We start from the raw sequence: 14827 nt of genomic DNA, 5'->3' as shown, positions 1-14827 counted from the left end.
ATTAAAAAACATTGAGTACTTTTAGTATACTTTTAACCCCTAAAAAAACACTAAACACAAGTATAATAATCCCAAAAATATTTTGAGTTTTTGTATTACTGTATTTACCTAACACAGATTTCTTATTCATTATCCACAATAACACACCTGCTATTACTGGTAGCAACATTCCATTAGCTACTTGTGCAAATTTTATAATTTCAATCGGTTTAATCCCAAATGAAGAGAACAACACTCCCAGAAACAATATAAATATCCAGACCATTCTAAATTTATTAGATTTTAATCCACCACTCCAACCTAAACAACCTTTAGCAACATAAGCCGCAGCTAAAGGAGCTGTTATTGCCGATGTTATTCCTGCAGCAAACATTCCTAATGCTAAAAAATATTTTGCAAACTCTCCATATAAAGGCGCTAAACTTTTTGCTAAATCTGTAACACTCCCAACACTGTTAGTTTGGATTGATGCAGCAGAAATGATAATTGCTATTGACACTAATCCTCCCAAAATTATAGAAATTATAGTATCTTTTTTTGCGAAAGTTAACTCATCAGCTCTTTTCCATTTTTCTTTAACTAAAGATGCATGTAAAAACAAATTATACGGAACTACAGTAGTACCTATTAAACCTATAATAGTTAGTAAACTTTCTTCAGGAAATTTAGGAACAAACAACCCTTTTAATATTTCTACTAAATTGGGTTTTGTTATTAATGCAGTAATTAAAAAAGAAAAACTCATTAGTAAAACTAGAGTTATCAATGTTTTTTCTAAAAACTTATAGTTGCCAATAAATAACAATGCAAAAGCAATCACACCTATAAAAACACTCATAAAGTTAATTGAAACACCTCCAATTTCTAATATCATTTTCCCAAAAACGGTTTCTAAACCTAAAATTCCTCCACTAATATTACCTGCTTCATAAGAAGCATTTCCTATTACTATTGCTGATAAAATTAAAACTGTTATTATCTGTCTTAAAAAAGGATTGTTAATCTCACTTCTAATAACTTCAGAAAGTCCTTTTTGAGAAATAATCCCTAATCTAGCTGCCATTTCTTGTAATATAATTGTGGCTATAATTGACACCAACATAGCCCACAATAAATTCATTCCGAAATTAACTCCAGCTAACGTACATAGTGTTACAGTTCCTGGACCTATAAAAGCAGCCGCAACTAAAGTTCCTGGACCTATGTTTTTAAGCCAATTTTTAATCATAAAATACTTTTTAACAGCTATAAATGTAGCGATAAAGTATTAATTATAGTTTTAAAGATAATCCACAAGAAAAACCCGTATTACATTTAAGTTTCTATTCGGTTTCTTATTTTTGCATAATGTTAAGAGTAATTCGTAAATTTTCAATAGAAAACCCAACAGTATTTAAAAAGCAATTATTTCTTTGGGCTAAACAATTTGAAACTGCAATTTGGTTAGATTCTAATAACCATGATCAAACATATAGCTCTTTTGATAGTGCTCTTGCTGTTGATGAGTTTACAGCTATCAAAACTGACTATCATGAAGCTTTTAATAAATTAAAAGAATACCAGTCGTATACTAATGATTATATATTTGGATATATTTCTTATGATGTTAAAAACAATGTAGAAAAACTACATTCTAAAAATTTCGATGGCCTTCATTTTCCTGATTTGTATTTTTTTCAACCTCAAAAAATAATTTTCATAAAAGGTAATACAGTTGAATTTCATTATTTACAAATGATTGATGATGAATTAGAAGAAGATTATGAAGAAATTTTTGAAACAAACATTAATTTACCCAATAAAGATACATCACAAGAAAATGATATTAAAATAAAACTTAGAATTCATAAAGACGAATACCATAAAAAAGTTTCTCAAGTATTAAAACATATTCATCGAGGTGATATTTATGAGGCTAATTTTTGTCAAGAATTTTATGCAGAAAACACCAATATTGATCCTCATCATATATATACTCATTTAAACGAAATTTCTGAACCTCCTTTTGCTACTTTCTTTAAACATGAGAATCTTTATTTATTATCAGCAACCCCTGAAAGGTATATTAAAAAAGAAGGTAATAAAATTATTTCTCAACCGATAAAAGGCACGGCCAAACGTTTAATTAACAAAATAGATGACGATAAAATTGCTTTTGATTTAGCTCGTGATGAAAAGGAACGCTCTGAGAATATCATGATTGTTGATTTAGTTAGAAACGACTTATCAAAAACAGCTAAAAAAGGAAGTGTTATCGTTGAAGAATTATGTAAAGTATACTCGTTTAAGCAAGTACATCAAATGGTTTCAACAATCGTTTCTGAAATAAATTCAACAACACATCCTGTGGATGTTATCAAAGATACTTTTCCAATGGGAAGTATGACCGGAGCACCAAAAGTATCTGCGATGAAAATCATTGAAGAATTAGAAGAAACTAAACGAGGGTTATATTCAGGAACTGTTGGGTATTTTACTCCTGAAGGTGATTTTGATTTCAATGTTGTAATTCGTAGTATTCTATATAACGCTGATGAAAAATACGTTTCTTATTCAGTAGGAGGAGCTATTACTGCTAAATCAATTCCTGAAAAAGAGTATGAAGAATGCTTATTAAAAGCAAAAGCAATGAAATACGTTTTACTTAACTCAAAGTAGTTTTACTTATATTTACTAAAAAATATGATCATAGAGCAAGAGAAGAAATTTAATAATGTACTTTCTAAAATTGAAGGAACAGCTAATGAACAAAGTTTTTTTAATATGTTTTTAGAAACATATCCTGAAGATTGGAAACAACTAAAAATTACATTCTCAAAATTTAAACGAAGTAAACAATTTGGTAGAACAATTCCACTACCAAGACCAGAACAATCTTTAAGAAAAGAGATTAGACAATGGTTGCAAAAACAATAATTTATGACACATCAAGAGTTTAATTTCAATTATCATAAAACTAATTTTTTTGGTCAATTTTGGAAACCCGAAAAAACAAAAGCTATAGTAGTAATTGTTCATGGGATGGGAGAACACTCTGGACGCTACACTCACGTTGCTAAAAAACTAACTGATAATGATTTTGGAGTAATAACTTTTGATCATTTTGGACATGGTAAAACAACTGGCAAAAGAGGTCATAATCCTAATTACAATGCTGTTTTAGAAAGCATTTCAAAATTAATTGATAAAGCCAAAGACATTTTTGGAAACAAAAAAGTTTTTTTATACGGTCATTCCATGGGAGGTAATGCTGTGATTAATTACACGTTACGTAAAAAACATAATTTACAAGGTGTGATTGCTACTAGCCCCTTTTTAAAATTAGCTTTTCAACCACCGAAATGGAAAATTTCTCTTGGGAAAATCATGCAAAAAATAGCTCCATCGATAACTTTAGGTAATGAATTAGACCCTAATGATATTTCTAGAGATGCAAATGAAGTTAAGAAATATATTAACGACCCTCTGGTACATGACAAAATTAGCCCAAACTTTTCTTTAACTTTTATAGATTCTGGAGAATGGGCCATTAATAATGCTTCTTTACTAAAAACACCAATGCTTTTATTACATGGGATTGAAGACAAAATAATTGATTACAAAGGCACTAGAGCTTTTGCTGAAAATTCAAACACAGCTACTTTGAAACTTTATGAAAATGGTTATCATGAATTACACAATGATTTATGTAAAGAAGAAATGCTACAAAACATTGTTGATTGGCTAAACCAACAAGTTTAATTTATTAGTATCAATGGTCAATAAATTTAAACAACATCTTACTTCAAGTTTTCCTTTTTTAGAAGGTAAAAAAATACTTATAGCAATTTCTGGTGGAGTTGATAGTGTTGTTCTAACTCATTTACTTTATAAGTTAAACTATAATATCACTTTAGCTCATTGTAATTTTCAACTAAGAGAAAATGAAAGTGATTTAGATGAACAATTCATAATAAAGCTCGGAGACAAATTTAATATAGACACTTTTACTATAAAATTCTCAACACGAGAGTATCAAAATAAAAACAAATTATCAACACAATTAGCGGCTAGAGAGTTACGCTACAATTGGTTTTTTAAATTATTAGAAGAACAAAAAATTGATTATGTAGCAACTGCACATCATTCCAATGATAACTTAGAAACTTTCCTTATTAATCTAACTCGTGGAACTGGTTTAGAAGGATTAACAGGAATCCCTCCTATAAATGGTAAAATCATACGTCCTTTATTAAAATTTTCAAGGGAAGAAATTTTAAATTACGCAACGTTAAACAACATTGAATGGAGAGAAGACATTAGCAATACAGAAACAAAATATATAAGGAATAAAATACGACATAACGTAATTCCTGTTTTAAAAGAAATTAATCCTAATCTTATAAATTCTTTTAATAATACTAGTACTTTTCTTCAAGAAGGTCAACAAATTATTGATGATACTATAAAACAAAAATCCTTAGAGATAATTTCATATGATGGTGAAATAATAAAATTCAACATCAAAAAAATAAAAGAATTCACCAATCCAAAAGCCTATTTATATTATTTATTTAAAAAATACGGTTTTACAGAATGGAATGATGTTTTTAATTTAATTTACACTCAAACAGGAAAAGTACTAACAACAAAATCACATACATTGTTGAAAGACAGAGATTTTTTATTACTTTTACCCTCTGATAAATTTATAAATACTGAAAATCAACTAGTTACAATAAATAGTGATGATTCAAAAGTCAGTTATCCAATAAATTTATTATTTAAAAACGTTCAAAAAACAACATCTTTAGACAAAAATACTATTTATGTTGATAAAAATTCACTAAATTACCCCCTCACTCTGCGTAAGTGGAATGATGGTGATTTTTTTTACCCTAAAGGAATGCTTGGTAAAAAAAAAGTTAGTAAGTATTTTAAGGATGAAAAATTATCACTAATTGAAAAACAAAATATATGGATACTTTGTTCTGATAAAAATGAAATAATATGGATTTTAGGGAAACGACAAGACAGGCGTTTTCTACCATCAGACAAAACTATCAATATGTTGCAAATAAGTATATATAAACCCCTGTAAACAATTATAGAATGAAAAAACTCTTTACTCTTATTTTATTTTTTATAGGTTTCGTTACTTTCTCCCAAACTGATGATAACCCAATATTGGTTAACCCAACAGTTGAAAAAGTTTCAGATACTGAATATGATTTAATCTTCAACATAACAATTGCTGAAGATTGGCACCTGTACTCCCAATACAATCCGGAAGACGCTTCTTTACCAATGACAATAACACCCGCTGAAGGTGAGTCAGGCTACACGATAAGTGGAAAAGCTAAAGAAAGTGAAACCGAAACTGAATTTAGTGAAATTTGGGGAAAAGATGAAGTTTTCTTTGTAGATGAAGCTACTATAGTACAGCGTATAACTATTACTGACACATCTTTAACTCAAATAACACTTAACTTAGATGCGCAGGTTTGTAAAGAATACTGTTTGCCATTTGATGAAGATTTTACGTTTTCTTTAACTGGAGAAGCTGTAGAACAAACTGTAGCTGAAGTTAGTGACAAAAGTAAATCTTTATCAGAGTCATTAAAATTAGATTTAAAAAACACTGTTTTACTTAAAAGTTCAACTGATAAAGCTGGTGACGATAAAGACAGTAGTTTACTTAATATATTCTTATTAGGATTTGTTGGTGGATTACTAGCATTTTTAACTCCTTGTGTTTTCCCTATGGTTCCTTTAACTGTATCTTTCTTTACAAAGAAAACAGAACAAAAAGGAAAAGGATTAGGAAGTGCTTTACTATATGGATTCTTTATTATTCTTATATATGCTTTATTAAGTGTTCCTTTCCATTACTTAGACACATTAGATCCAGAAATATTAAATAATATATCTACGAATGTATGGTTAAACGTATTTTTCTTTGCTGTATTAATATTCTTTGCTGGATCATTTTTTGGTTTCTACGAAATAACTTTACCAAGTTCTTGGAGTAATAAAGCTGATAGTGCTTCTAGTATAGGAGGTATTATAGGAATTTTCTTTATGGCTTTAACTCTTGCTATAGTTTCTTTCTCTTGTACTGGTCCTATTTTAGGGTCATTATTAGCAGGTTCTTTAACTTCTAGTGGAGGAGCAATGCAATTAACAGCTGGTATGACTGGATTTGGTGTAGCATTAGCCTTACCTTTTGCTTTATTTGCTATGTTCCCAGGTTGGTTAAACTCACTACCAAAATCAGGAGGATGGTTAAATACTGTAAAAGTTATTTTAGGTTTCTTAGAACTTGCCTTTGCATTTAAATTCTTATCAAATGCTGATTTAGTTGGACACTGGGATTTATTAAAGCGTGAAGTTTTCATTGGTATTTGGACACTTTTAGCTCTATTAATGGCTTTATATCTATTTGGATTTATAGGCAAGAAATACGGCAAAATTTCTCTTTTCAGAGTTCTTTTAGGTATTTGTTCTTTGGGTCTTGCTGTATACTTAGCTCCTGGTGTTATGGAAAAACCAGCTTGGAGTCAAAGTAAGTTACTAAGTGGTTTTGCACCTCCTCAGTTTCACAGTATATATCAACAAGATAATAAATGTCCTTTAAACCTAAATTGTTTTAAAGATTTTAATGAAGGTGTTGCTTATGCTAAATCTGTAAACAAACCTATTTTATTAGATTTTACAGGTTGGGCTTGTGTGAACTGTCGAAAAATGGAAGAAAACATTTGGAGTCAACCAGACGTTTACTCGGTATTAAGTAATGATTATGTATTAATTTCATTATATGTAGATGATAATGAAAGAATGTTACCTGAAGATGAACAATTTGACTACATTAAACCTAATGGTAAAGTAAAAAGAATTAGAACTTATGGTGATAAATGGGCTACATTGCAGATTGCAAATTTCAAAACTGCATCTCAACCATTCTATGTATCATTAAGCCCTGATTTAGAAATATTAAATACTCCTGAACAGTATACTGACAAGGACACTTATCTTAAGTGGTTAAAGTCTGGTTTAGACCGTTACAAGGGTAATTAACTATATATTTTATAATAAAAATAAAGCCTCTTTTTAAAAAAGAGGCTTTTTTAATGGATAATTTTAAAAAACTAACTATTTAAAAAGGTCCAAACACGCATTCTAACTCAGCACAATGCCTACCATAATCTATACATACGCTATGTGGTTTACATTGTTTTCTACCTCCATTAATTTGAACTTGTTTTTCTTTTGTTAACGGTTTTCCCAAATTTAAAATTTGTTTTTTCATAATTGTAAAATTAAATAGTTTGTTAATCCTTGAACACTTTAAGACACTCAAGGCATGTGTCTATATATTACGAGAGAAATGAATTTAGAGCAATTACTCTTTTTATTAAAAGCTAAAACTTAGCAAAGATCAGGATACACATCACAAATACTATCTAAAGGAGGTTCTTCCTCTTTACGAATACAACCACCGTCGCATGGTGCATTAATTATATTTCCATGAGCATCACATTTACATTGAGGATAATGAAATGTTCCATTATTACCACCTTTTATTTCTTTTTGATTAGCTTTGGTTAAGACTATCCCTACACTTAAAATTTGTTTATTCATTTTATTAAAAAAGATATTATTTTTTTATCTATTTAAATTGATTGACATTTATCTTTTGAGCACTATGTTACTCAAAGCACCCATTATCTAAATTATTACAAGAACTTGCTCCAGGATAACTACCTATTTGATTACAAGGAATACAGTAAGGGTCATTATCTGCAAAACAAAGGTTAATTCTAGCATAATAACCACAATTACTGATACCTCCATTAATCTCTTTTTGTTCTTTAGTACTTAAGTTTCTACCTAAACCAAAAACTTTATTTTTCATCATCTTTAATTTTATATTTAATAGTTTAATAATTCTCGCTTTTTAACGACGTTCAAGATGCACACCATCTCCTTATTAGGAAAAATCAATAATTTACTGCACATGAAATAAATCAATTGACTTATATAAAGTATTTTATCCTAGGTTTAATATCCTTAAAAAATATTAAACCTAGGATGGATTATACTTAAAAATAATAATTGATATGCTCTCTATTGTGGAACAATTTCACCCAAACAAGCATGTGTTTCATATGATCCTAAACAACATCCATTTGGTAAAGAAAATCCTCCACACCCAAAACATTTTGCTGGAGTATACACAACGCATCCTGTTCCTCCATTTATTTGTTTTTGTTCAGACCTATCTAAGGTTTTTCCTAACTTTAAAATCTGTTTTTTCATAATTAAAAAATTTAGTAATTAATAATTTCTTGAACATTTAAAGACACTCAAGACTTGTGTCTATTCTTCGCGAATGAATATTATGTACCCTTATAATTAAAAGAGCTTATTCTATTAATAATAATCGAGATTAAAATATTTACGTCAAATTTTTGTAGTAGTAGTAGTAGTAGTAAAATAACTTACTATTTTATTTAATTAGAATTTACAATCATTAAATAAAAATCCATCATTTCATAACTCTGAAGAGTTTTTTTTCAATAAGTTTTGCCGAATAAATAGTTGTTGCTATAGTAGCTTTAAGCTAAAACCCATACAATCAATTTATATAAAACATAGTAGTACCGCTTTTAATTTATTTAAAAGCTATGCTTTTATTATCAATAATGTCAATGTTTAAATATTATAATCAAACAACAAGACATTCTTTATTTAGTTAAGGGCCATTAATTTACAACAAACAACTAGAAAATCCAATCTAGTTGTTTGTTTTTTTTTATTTACCTACAGTTTCTATCCCATTTATAACAATGGCGTTCAACTGGATTCCAATCAATACAACATTCAGGAGCTCTACCTCCATTAACTTCTCTTTGCTCTATTCGATTTAATGTTTTTCCTAGATTTAAAATTTGTTTTTTCATGGTTAAAAAATTTAATAATTTAATATCCCTTGATCATTTTAAGACACTCAAGGTTTATGTCTATCCTTTGCGAGAGAATATTTTAATAAATTACAATTAATAATAAAGTATTACTCAAGTGAATCTTCAAGTTGAGTAAATAACTTATGATTCTTCATTTAATATTAATAAGTTTTGAGTTACTTGTGTCATGAATTTATAAAAAAGAGTATATCTCTTTTTATAATTGACTAAACTCTCTACTATCCACAAATACCCCACTGACGGCCATTACATTTACCTGAACAGCATTTTGGACCTGGCCCTGTCCTATGACAAAGACCTCCAGATCCTATACAACCACCGACAGCTGCTTTTGACCCGTTGATTTCTTTTTGCTCTACTTTATTTAATGTTTTTCCTAGATTTAAAATTTGTTTTTTCATGGTTAAAAAATTTAATAATTTAATATCCCTTGATCATTTTAAGACACTCAAGGTTTATGTCCATCCTTTGCGAGAGAATATTTTATTTAAAAGATTAGCATCGTCCCATGTATGTAACTTCACCAGGACCGCAATAAGCCCATAATATATGATTACTACAAGTCATGATTGGAGGGTGACCAGTTGAACATGAAACTGAACCTCCCTTAATACTTATTTGTTCACCCTTCTTTAATACTTTACCCAAGTTTAAAATTTGTTTTTTCATGATTAAAAAATTTAGAATTTAGTAATCCTTGATCATTTTAAGACACCCAAGGTTTTGTCTATTCTTCGCGAGAGAATTTCTTTTATTTAATAATATTTTTAAGTTGATAGAAAAATCGTTCTATCAAACGTAAATCTTCAGTTATTATGTTAGCTGTACCTTTCATCTCTTGCCTAAACTCTATGTTTTTATCATAAGTAGTTTTTAAATCTTGAGGCAACATTACATCTATTAAATAATTTCCTTCCGCATCTGCTATTGGAGATATTGATTTCACCTTTCCATTAAGTTCTCCAAATTCATCTGAAGGATAATTCAGTAATTGTATTTGTACTTTTTGGCCTTTTTTTATTTTCCCTGAATTTGCTGCAGGTGCTTTTATTTTACCTATAAAAGAATCGCTTTTTTCAGGAATTATTGTAAATATTAAATCGCCTGTTTTTACAGTTTGATTTTCACTCCAGAATGTTAAAAATGAAACTTTTCCATTTATTGAGCTAGTTAAAGCGTATTGCTTAAGCCAATCTTTTATTGCTTTTTGTAAATATAAAAACGACTGAATAGCCTTTTTCTTTAAACGAGTGTCGTTTTGTGTTTTTTTAATAGTAGTTCCTACTAAGTTTTTCTTTGAATTATTAATAAACTCTCTTAATTGAGAAATTGAACTTTCTGAATTTTCATAAGATCTTTTCGATTGTAATATTTCTATTTCTTTTTGCTCTTTTTCTTTAGCTGAAATAACACCTTCATTAAACATTTTTATACTTCGTTCTAAATCTTTTTGTTTTATTTCTAGTTCTTTCCTACTAAACTCTCTTTGGGAACGTAAAATTTGTAATCGTTGTTTAGCTTCAATAACAGTCATTCTGTTAGCAAAAGATTCTGATTTGTATGGTGTTAATTCTTTATTTAAAACATATTCAGAATATTGATTTTCAAATTGAGAATAACTGGTTGTAATATCACCTAATAATAAAGGAGGTAACTTATCAATGGGGAAAGAAAAAATTTCTTTTTCTTTATTTATTGTATCTGTAATACTTTTTAATAATAAAACATCTTTATAAGAAGCACTATTTTCTATGACAGCTAATACTTCATTTTTAGTTACTTTTTTTCCTTCATGTGTTAAAAAAACTTCAAACTGGCCAGCTGATTTTGCATAGATTTTCTCTGGAGGAAAAGAAGTAGTTACCATTACCTCTGTTGCTATTACGTCAGGATATTTTACAAACCAAGAAATGAACAATAACATGATAATTAATAAAAAAAATAAAGTGTTTCCCCAACGAATCATCCAATTAGGTACATAACTTAATATTTCTTGTACTTCTTCACTTCGTATTTCTATGTCTTGATTATTTTCTGGCATTTTAAAATTTATTCTTTAAAAAGGGAGCTCTTCAACTCCCTTTATTTGCAATTTATCTATTATTTAAATGATAGATCTAGTCTTCAACTGAGGCTTTAACCTTATCACAAGCAAGTTGCATATCACAAAAATCAAAATGATATCCAGGTAAACATTGGCGGCAAGCAATTTGATCCACTGTATCTCCTCCTTTAATAGACTTTTGTTCTTCTTTATTTAAGGATACTCCAAAAGTTAAAATTTGTTTTTTCATTACTTTATTTTTTAAAACTAATTTCTAATTCCATCATCAAATACTGGACAGAAAGGAGTTGCTCCATCTGGACATAATTCATTGCAAAGAACTTTAGCAATTAACTGTGGAGGATTTACCCCAACAGCATAACAAAATCCAACTGGATAATCAAATCCACCATTAATTAACTTTTGATCTTTCTTGTTTAAAAATTTACCTAAATTTAAAATTTGCTTTTTCATTATTTAAATACTTTATAATTAATAAACCTTGATTTTTAATGCTCTCAAGGGATGAGCTTATTTACACTTTAAAAGAATATTTAAACGATAAAAATATTCAATAATTAAATTGATCATTCAGGGCAAACTTCCTGAAAAAGACCAATTACACATCTATTATTTATGCAACAATAGTGCTTTTGACACAAGCCAAAAGTACATTTCCCTGAACCTCCTCCATTAATCGCTCTTTGCTTTTCTTTATTTAAAGGTGTTCCTATGTTTGAAATTGATTTCTTCATTTTAACACTTCACTCCTAAATAGAATGTAAAAGTTAACATCCAGGAGTATTTGGAAAAAACAAACAAATATCATCAGAAGGAGTATCACAATCAATACTACGTGAACTCCAATCACAAGGTTGAATATTAGGTATTCCAGGAGAAGAACATTCACATGGACGAAGACTTAATATGCCTCCACGTCCATTAATAGATTTTTGCTCAGCTCTATTTAGACTTTTTCCTAAATTTAAAATTGCTTTCTTCATCTTATTAAGTTCACAAAATTAATTACAATACCTTCTATAATCACTACCTAACATACATAAACCCAAGTAAGGTGCATTATCACAACATCCCATATCACGTGGACAATCAGAATGATGAAAACATCCTATACCAACTCCTCCTTTAATTATCTTTTGCTGATCTTTACTTAAAGCATCACCAAAACTTAAAATTGTTTTTTTCATTTGTACAGTTGTTAGTTAAATTTAAAGTCCGCAAGGATTCTCTCCAAAAATTCCTGGTACACAAACACCTGGACCACCAGGAGTTGCTCCAAAACAAACATAACCATAGCTATGATTATGTTGATGATTACAACAATCACTGTCATTATAACATTGATTTACTCCTTTAATAGGCTTACCTCCTCCTAATATCTCTTTCTGTTTAGTTTTACCTAAAACTTTTCCTAATTTTAATACTTGTTTTTTCATAATAGCTTAAAATGTATCAGCAGTTTCACAACTTATATGAACAAAAACTCTTACTTTACAGTAATTAGAAAGTTGATGATATTGCTCACAAGTACCACATCCCATTCCTGGAATTCCATAACAAGAAGGCCCATTACAACTCATTCCTCCATTAATTTCTTTTTGTTTAGCTTTATTCAAAGCTTCTCCTAGGTTTAAAATTGATTTTTTCATTTTTAAAAGATTTAATTAGTTAATTAAACCTTGATCATTTTGAGACATTCAAGGTATATGTCTATTCTCCGCGAAAATATTTATTACTATAGTTATCAGTAAAAACTATAAACCTAACCTAAAAATTTTATTAGATTAAAATATCTAAGCTCTTACAAACTAATTTATATGTACAAGGTCCAGTACTAACCCATTTACATCCAACTGGTGGTGGAGCTAATACAGGAAACTCACATGGGAAAGGAATTTGAGGATCAATTTGCTTTGTTCCTCCAAATACTTTTTTTTGATCTACTTTATTTAAAGCTCTTCCTAAGCTTAAGATTGATTTTTTCATTTTTTAAATTATTTAGTTTTGATTAAATTATTAATTGTTTTAAAATATTAGATTTCACATAAATTCTTTACAGAGAAAAATCTGGTCTAGGTAACTCTGCATCACAGATTACTCCAGGAGCTCCTATTCTTTTGCATCCTCCACCAGAACAGCAAAATCCTGAGCCATTACAATGGTTGTACTGATCGCATTGAGCTATTCCTCCATTAATAGCTTTTTGTTGTCTTTTATTTAAAGTCGTTCCTAAATTTAAAATTTGTTTTTTCATTTTTAATCTTTTATTGTTTTTCTATTTAAAAATGAAACAATCACTACTAAACAAAACAGTTATTCTTTCATTTTTAAATAGAAAATATTAGATCTAATTTTAATCTATCTATTATAGTTGACAATACTGAGCGATACATTCATCCATACAGATACCATACACTAATCGATCACCTCCACTGTTGGATATACAATAGCTTTGACATTCAAAACAATCAACTCCACCGTTAATCGCTTTTTGTTCTATTTTATTTAAAGTCTTTCCTAAATTTAAAATTTGTTTTTTCATAATAATCTGTAAATATTTTTAGTTACTAATTAGCATAAAGCAGGAAATACATCACAAATATCAGGAACTTCAATATCTATAATACCACAACCAGTTCCAATACCATCACATGGTTGATTTATAATTGTTCCTACTGTGTTACATTTACAAATAGGTAATACAGGATTGTTACCTCCTAATATTTCTTTTTGTTCAACTTTGCTTAAGTTTTTACCTAAATTTAATAGTGCTTTTTTCATCTTTTTTGAATTTACCCTATACAACATGTATCATTATCATCAACGCAAAATCTATCTGGAACACAACCTCCGCCTCCATTACCTCCTCCAGGATTACCACCACCTGTACTATCTTTTACACAAAAATAGCCTTCACAGTGGCTTCCTGTTGGACAACCCCCACTAGCATCACAAAAACCAATAGCTCCGTTACCATTAATTTCTTTTTGCTCTTTTTTACTTAAGGTTTTACCTAAAATTAAAATTGATTTTTTCATTTTTAAAAGATTTAATTGGTTTATTAAGCCCTTGATCATTTTAAGACATTCAAGGTATATGTCTATTCTTCGAGATTTTCTACAACAGCTAATCTTCGAGGTAAACCTCAGAAAATCTTCAGGTTAAAACACCTGAACTGTCACAAACTAACTAGTAAGTACAAGGCACATTACTAACCCATCTACAACCAATTGGCGGTGGGGCTAATACAAGAAATTCACAAGAAAAAGGAATTTCAGACCCACTATTTTTATTCCACCAAATACTTTTTTGTTCAGCCTTACCTACAGCTTTCCCTAAGTTTTAATTTGTTTTCTAATGATTAAATATTTTAATTATTAATATTTAATCATTAGGAACACATTTAATTTGCTTATTTTATTACTAGACAATAACACCTGAGCCACCTCCATTATCTCCACCTCCATTACCGCCTCCACTATTTCCTCCTCCTGTATTACAGTTACAGTATAGTGGCTTCCAATACATTTGTTGTATGTCAGGATCAGCACACCATTCAAAACATGGTCCATTAAACACTTGTCCTCCACTAATAGTTTTTTGTTCAACTTTATTTAAAGTCTTTCCTAAATTTAAAATTGATTTTTTCATTTTAAAAAGATTTAATTGATTTATTAAACCCTTGATCATTTTAAGACATTCAAGGTATATGTCTATTCCTCGCGAGAGAATATTTTTGTCATTACCAATGGAGTGATCTAATTCTTAAAGAGATAACTTCGTTATTTCATTCCTC

The 14827-nt window shown here is 29.1% G+C and carries 26 protein-coding genes; 5 read left to right on the top strand and 21 right to left on the bottom strand.

Features of this window, described 5'->3' with window-relative positions; genetic code table 11:
* Position 1: 1 nt before the first annotated feature.
* The gene (locus DS884_RS17110; RefSeq protein ID WP_113787620.1) at positions 2–1228 is read right to left on the bottom strand and encodes an Nramp family divalent metal transporter; all 1227 of its coding nucleotides are present in this window, start codon (positions 1226–1228) and stop codon (positions 2–4) included.
* A gap of 119 nt (positions 1229–1347) precedes the next feature.
* Between DS884_RS17110 and DS884_RS17105 the strand changes: the two genes are divergently transcribed.
* From DS884_RS17105 to DS884_RS17085, 5 genes are read left to right on the top strand one after another with little or no spacing between them, the layout of a single operon-like run.
* Positions 1348–2658, top strand: coding sequence for an anthranilate synthase component I family protein (locus DS884_RS17105; RefSeq protein WP_113787619.1), 1311 nt, complete (start codon positions 1348–1350; stop codon positions 2656–2658).
* A 24-nt stretch (positions 2659–2682) separates the two neighbouring features.
* Complete coding sequence (locus DS884_RS17100) at positions 2683–2916, top strand: hypothetical protein (protein WP_113787618.1); 234 nt, start codon at positions 2683–2685, stop codon at positions 2914–2916.
* 3 nt (positions 2917–2919) lie between these two features.
* The gene (locus DS884_RS17095) at positions 2920–3741 is read left to right on the top strand and encodes an alpha/beta hydrolase (RefSeq protein ID WP_113787617.1); all 822 of its coding nucleotides are present in this window, start codon (positions 2920–2922) and stop codon (positions 3739–3741) included.
* 13 nt (positions 3742–3754) lie between these two features.
* A complete protein-coding gene (gene tilS, locus DS884_RS17090; RefSeq protein WP_113787616.1) occupies positions 3755–5080 on the top strand; it encodes a tRNA lysidine(34) synthetase TilS in 1326 nt (441 codons plus the stop codon).
* An 11-nt stretch (positions 5081–5091) separates the two neighbouring features.
* Positions 5092–7056 (top strand): protein-disulfide reductase DsbD family protein, encoded by a 1965-nt coding sequence (locus tag DS884_RS17085; RefSeq protein WP_093869928.1) that lies wholly within the window; start codon positions 5092–5094, stop codon positions 7054–7056.
* Between the two features lie 79 nt (positions 7057–7135).
* On the opposite strand, the gene DS884_RS18515 is transcribed toward DS884_RS17085, so the two are convergent.
* From DS884_RS18515 to DS884_RS17010, 20 genes are all read right to left on the bottom strand, one after another.
* Positions 7136–7288, bottom strand: a complete 153-nt coding sequence (locus tag DS884_RS18515) for a hypothetical protein (protein WP_158530868.1) — start codon at positions 7286–7288, stop codon at positions 7136–7138.
* Between the two features lie 119 nt (positions 7289–7407).
* Positions 7408–7620, bottom strand: a complete 213-nt coding sequence (locus tag DS884_RS17080; protein ID WP_113787615.1) for a hypothetical protein — start codon at positions 7618–7620, stop codon at positions 7408–7410.
* 67 nt (positions 7621–7687) lie between these two features.
* Positions 7688–7897 (bottom strand): hypothetical protein, encoded by a 210-nt coding sequence (locus tag DS884_RS17075; RefSeq protein WP_147239423.1) that lies wholly within the window; start codon positions 7895–7897, stop codon positions 7688–7690.
* A 209-nt stretch (positions 7898–8106) separates the two neighbouring features.
* Positions 8107–8298, bottom strand: a complete 192-nt coding sequence (locus DS884_RS17070; RefSeq protein WP_093869925.1) for a hypothetical protein — start codon at positions 8296–8298, stop codon at positions 8107–8109.
* A 500-nt stretch (positions 8299–8798) separates the two neighbouring features.
* On the bottom strand, positions 8799–8942 hold the full coding sequence (locus tag DS884_RS18600) for a hypothetical protein (RefSeq protein ID WP_176974369.1): 144 nt from the start codon (positions 8940–8942) through the stop codon (positions 8799–8801).
* Positions 8943–9184: 242 nt separating this feature from the next.
* A complete protein-coding gene (locus DS884_RS17065) occupies positions 9185–9367 on the bottom strand; it encodes a hypothetical protein (protein ID WP_093869924.1) in 183 nt (60 codons plus the stop codon).
* Positions 9368–9461: 94 nt separating this feature from the next.
* Positions 9462–9635, bottom strand: coding sequence for a hypothetical protein (locus DS884_RS18510; protein WP_158530867.1), 174 nt, complete (start codon positions 9633–9635; stop codon positions 9462–9464).
* Positions 9636–9717: 82 nt separating this feature from the next.
* Complete coding sequence (locus tag DS884_RS17060; protein ID WP_093869923.1) at positions 9718–11007, bottom strand: HlyD family secretion protein; 1290 nt, start codon at positions 11005–11007, stop codon at positions 9718–9720.
* A 76-nt stretch (positions 11008–11083) separates the two neighbouring features.
* On the bottom strand, positions 11084–11260 hold the full coding sequence (locus DS884_RS18505; protein ID WP_158530866.1) for a hypothetical protein: 177 nt from the start codon (positions 11258–11260) through the stop codon (positions 11084–11086).
* Positions 11261–11277: 17 nt separating this feature from the next.
* On the bottom strand, positions 11278–11484 hold the full coding sequence (locus DS884_RS17055) for a hypothetical protein (RefSeq protein WP_093869922.1): 207 nt from the start codon (positions 11482–11484) through the stop codon (positions 11278–11280).
* Positions 11485–11597: 113 nt separating this feature from the next.
* A complete protein-coding gene (locus DS884_RS18500) occupies positions 11598–11765 on the bottom strand; it encodes a hypothetical protein (protein WP_158530865.1) in 168 nt (55 codons plus the stop codon).
* A 33-nt stretch (positions 11766–11798) separates the two neighbouring features.
* Positions 11799–12014, bottom strand: a complete 216-nt coding sequence (locus tag DS884_RS17050) for a hypothetical protein (RefSeq protein WP_113787613.1) — start codon at positions 12012–12014, stop codon at positions 11799–11801.
* Between the two features lie 18 nt (positions 12015–12032).
* On the bottom strand, positions 12033–12218 hold the full coding sequence (locus DS884_RS17045) for a hypothetical protein (protein WP_093869920.1): 186 nt from the start codon (positions 12216–12218) through the stop codon (positions 12033–12035).
* A 21-nt stretch (positions 12219–12239) separates the two neighbouring features.
* Positions 12240–12467 carry a hypothetical protein gene (locus DS884_RS17040; protein ID WP_093869919.1) on the bottom strand — a complete coding sequence of 76 codons (228 nt, stop codon included), beginning with the start codon at positions 12465–12467 and terminating at the stop codon, positions 12240–12242.
* Positions 12468–12473: 6 nt separating this feature from the next.
* On the bottom strand, positions 12474–12680 hold the full coding sequence (locus DS884_RS17035; protein ID WP_113787612.1) for a hypothetical protein: 207 nt from the start codon (positions 12678–12680) through the stop codon (positions 12474–12476).
* 130 nt (positions 12681–12810) lie between these two features.
* Positions 12811–13017: a hypothetical protein gene (locus DS884_RS17030; protein ID WP_093869917.1), complete on the bottom strand. Its 207-nt coding sequence runs from the start codon at positions 13015–13017 to the stop codon at positions 12811–12813.
* A gap of 67 nt (positions 13018–13084) precedes the next feature.
* Positions 13085–13285: a hypothetical protein gene (locus DS884_RS17025; RefSeq protein ID WP_093869916.1), complete on the bottom strand. Its 201-nt coding sequence runs from the start codon at positions 13283–13285 to the stop codon at positions 13085–13087.
* Between the two features lie 317 nt (positions 13286–13602).
* Positions 13603–13812 (bottom strand): hypothetical protein, encoded by a 210-nt coding sequence (locus DS884_RS17020; protein ID WP_113787611.1) that lies wholly within the window; start codon positions 13810–13812, stop codon positions 13603–13605.
* A gap of 11 nt (positions 13813–13823) precedes the next feature.
* The gene (locus tag DS884_RS17015) at positions 13824–14069 is read right to left on the bottom strand and encodes a hypothetical protein (RefSeq protein WP_093869914.1); all 246 of its coding nucleotides are present in this window, start codon (positions 14067–14069) and stop codon (positions 13824–13826) included.
* A 385-nt stretch (positions 14070–14454) separates the two neighbouring features.
* Positions 14455–14682, bottom strand: a complete 228-nt coding sequence (locus DS884_RS17010; protein WP_093869913.1) for a hypothetical protein — start codon at positions 14680–14682, stop codon at positions 14455–14457.
* Positions 14683–14827 lie beyond the last annotated feature (145 nt).

The organism is Tenacibaculum sp. E3R01 (genome assembly GCF_003318185.1).
GTDB lineage: Bacteria > Bacteroidota > Bacteroidia > Flavobacteriales > Flavobacteriaceae > Polaribacter > Polaribacter halocynthiae.
This window is presented reverse-complemented; position numbering and strand designations above follow the sequence as displayed.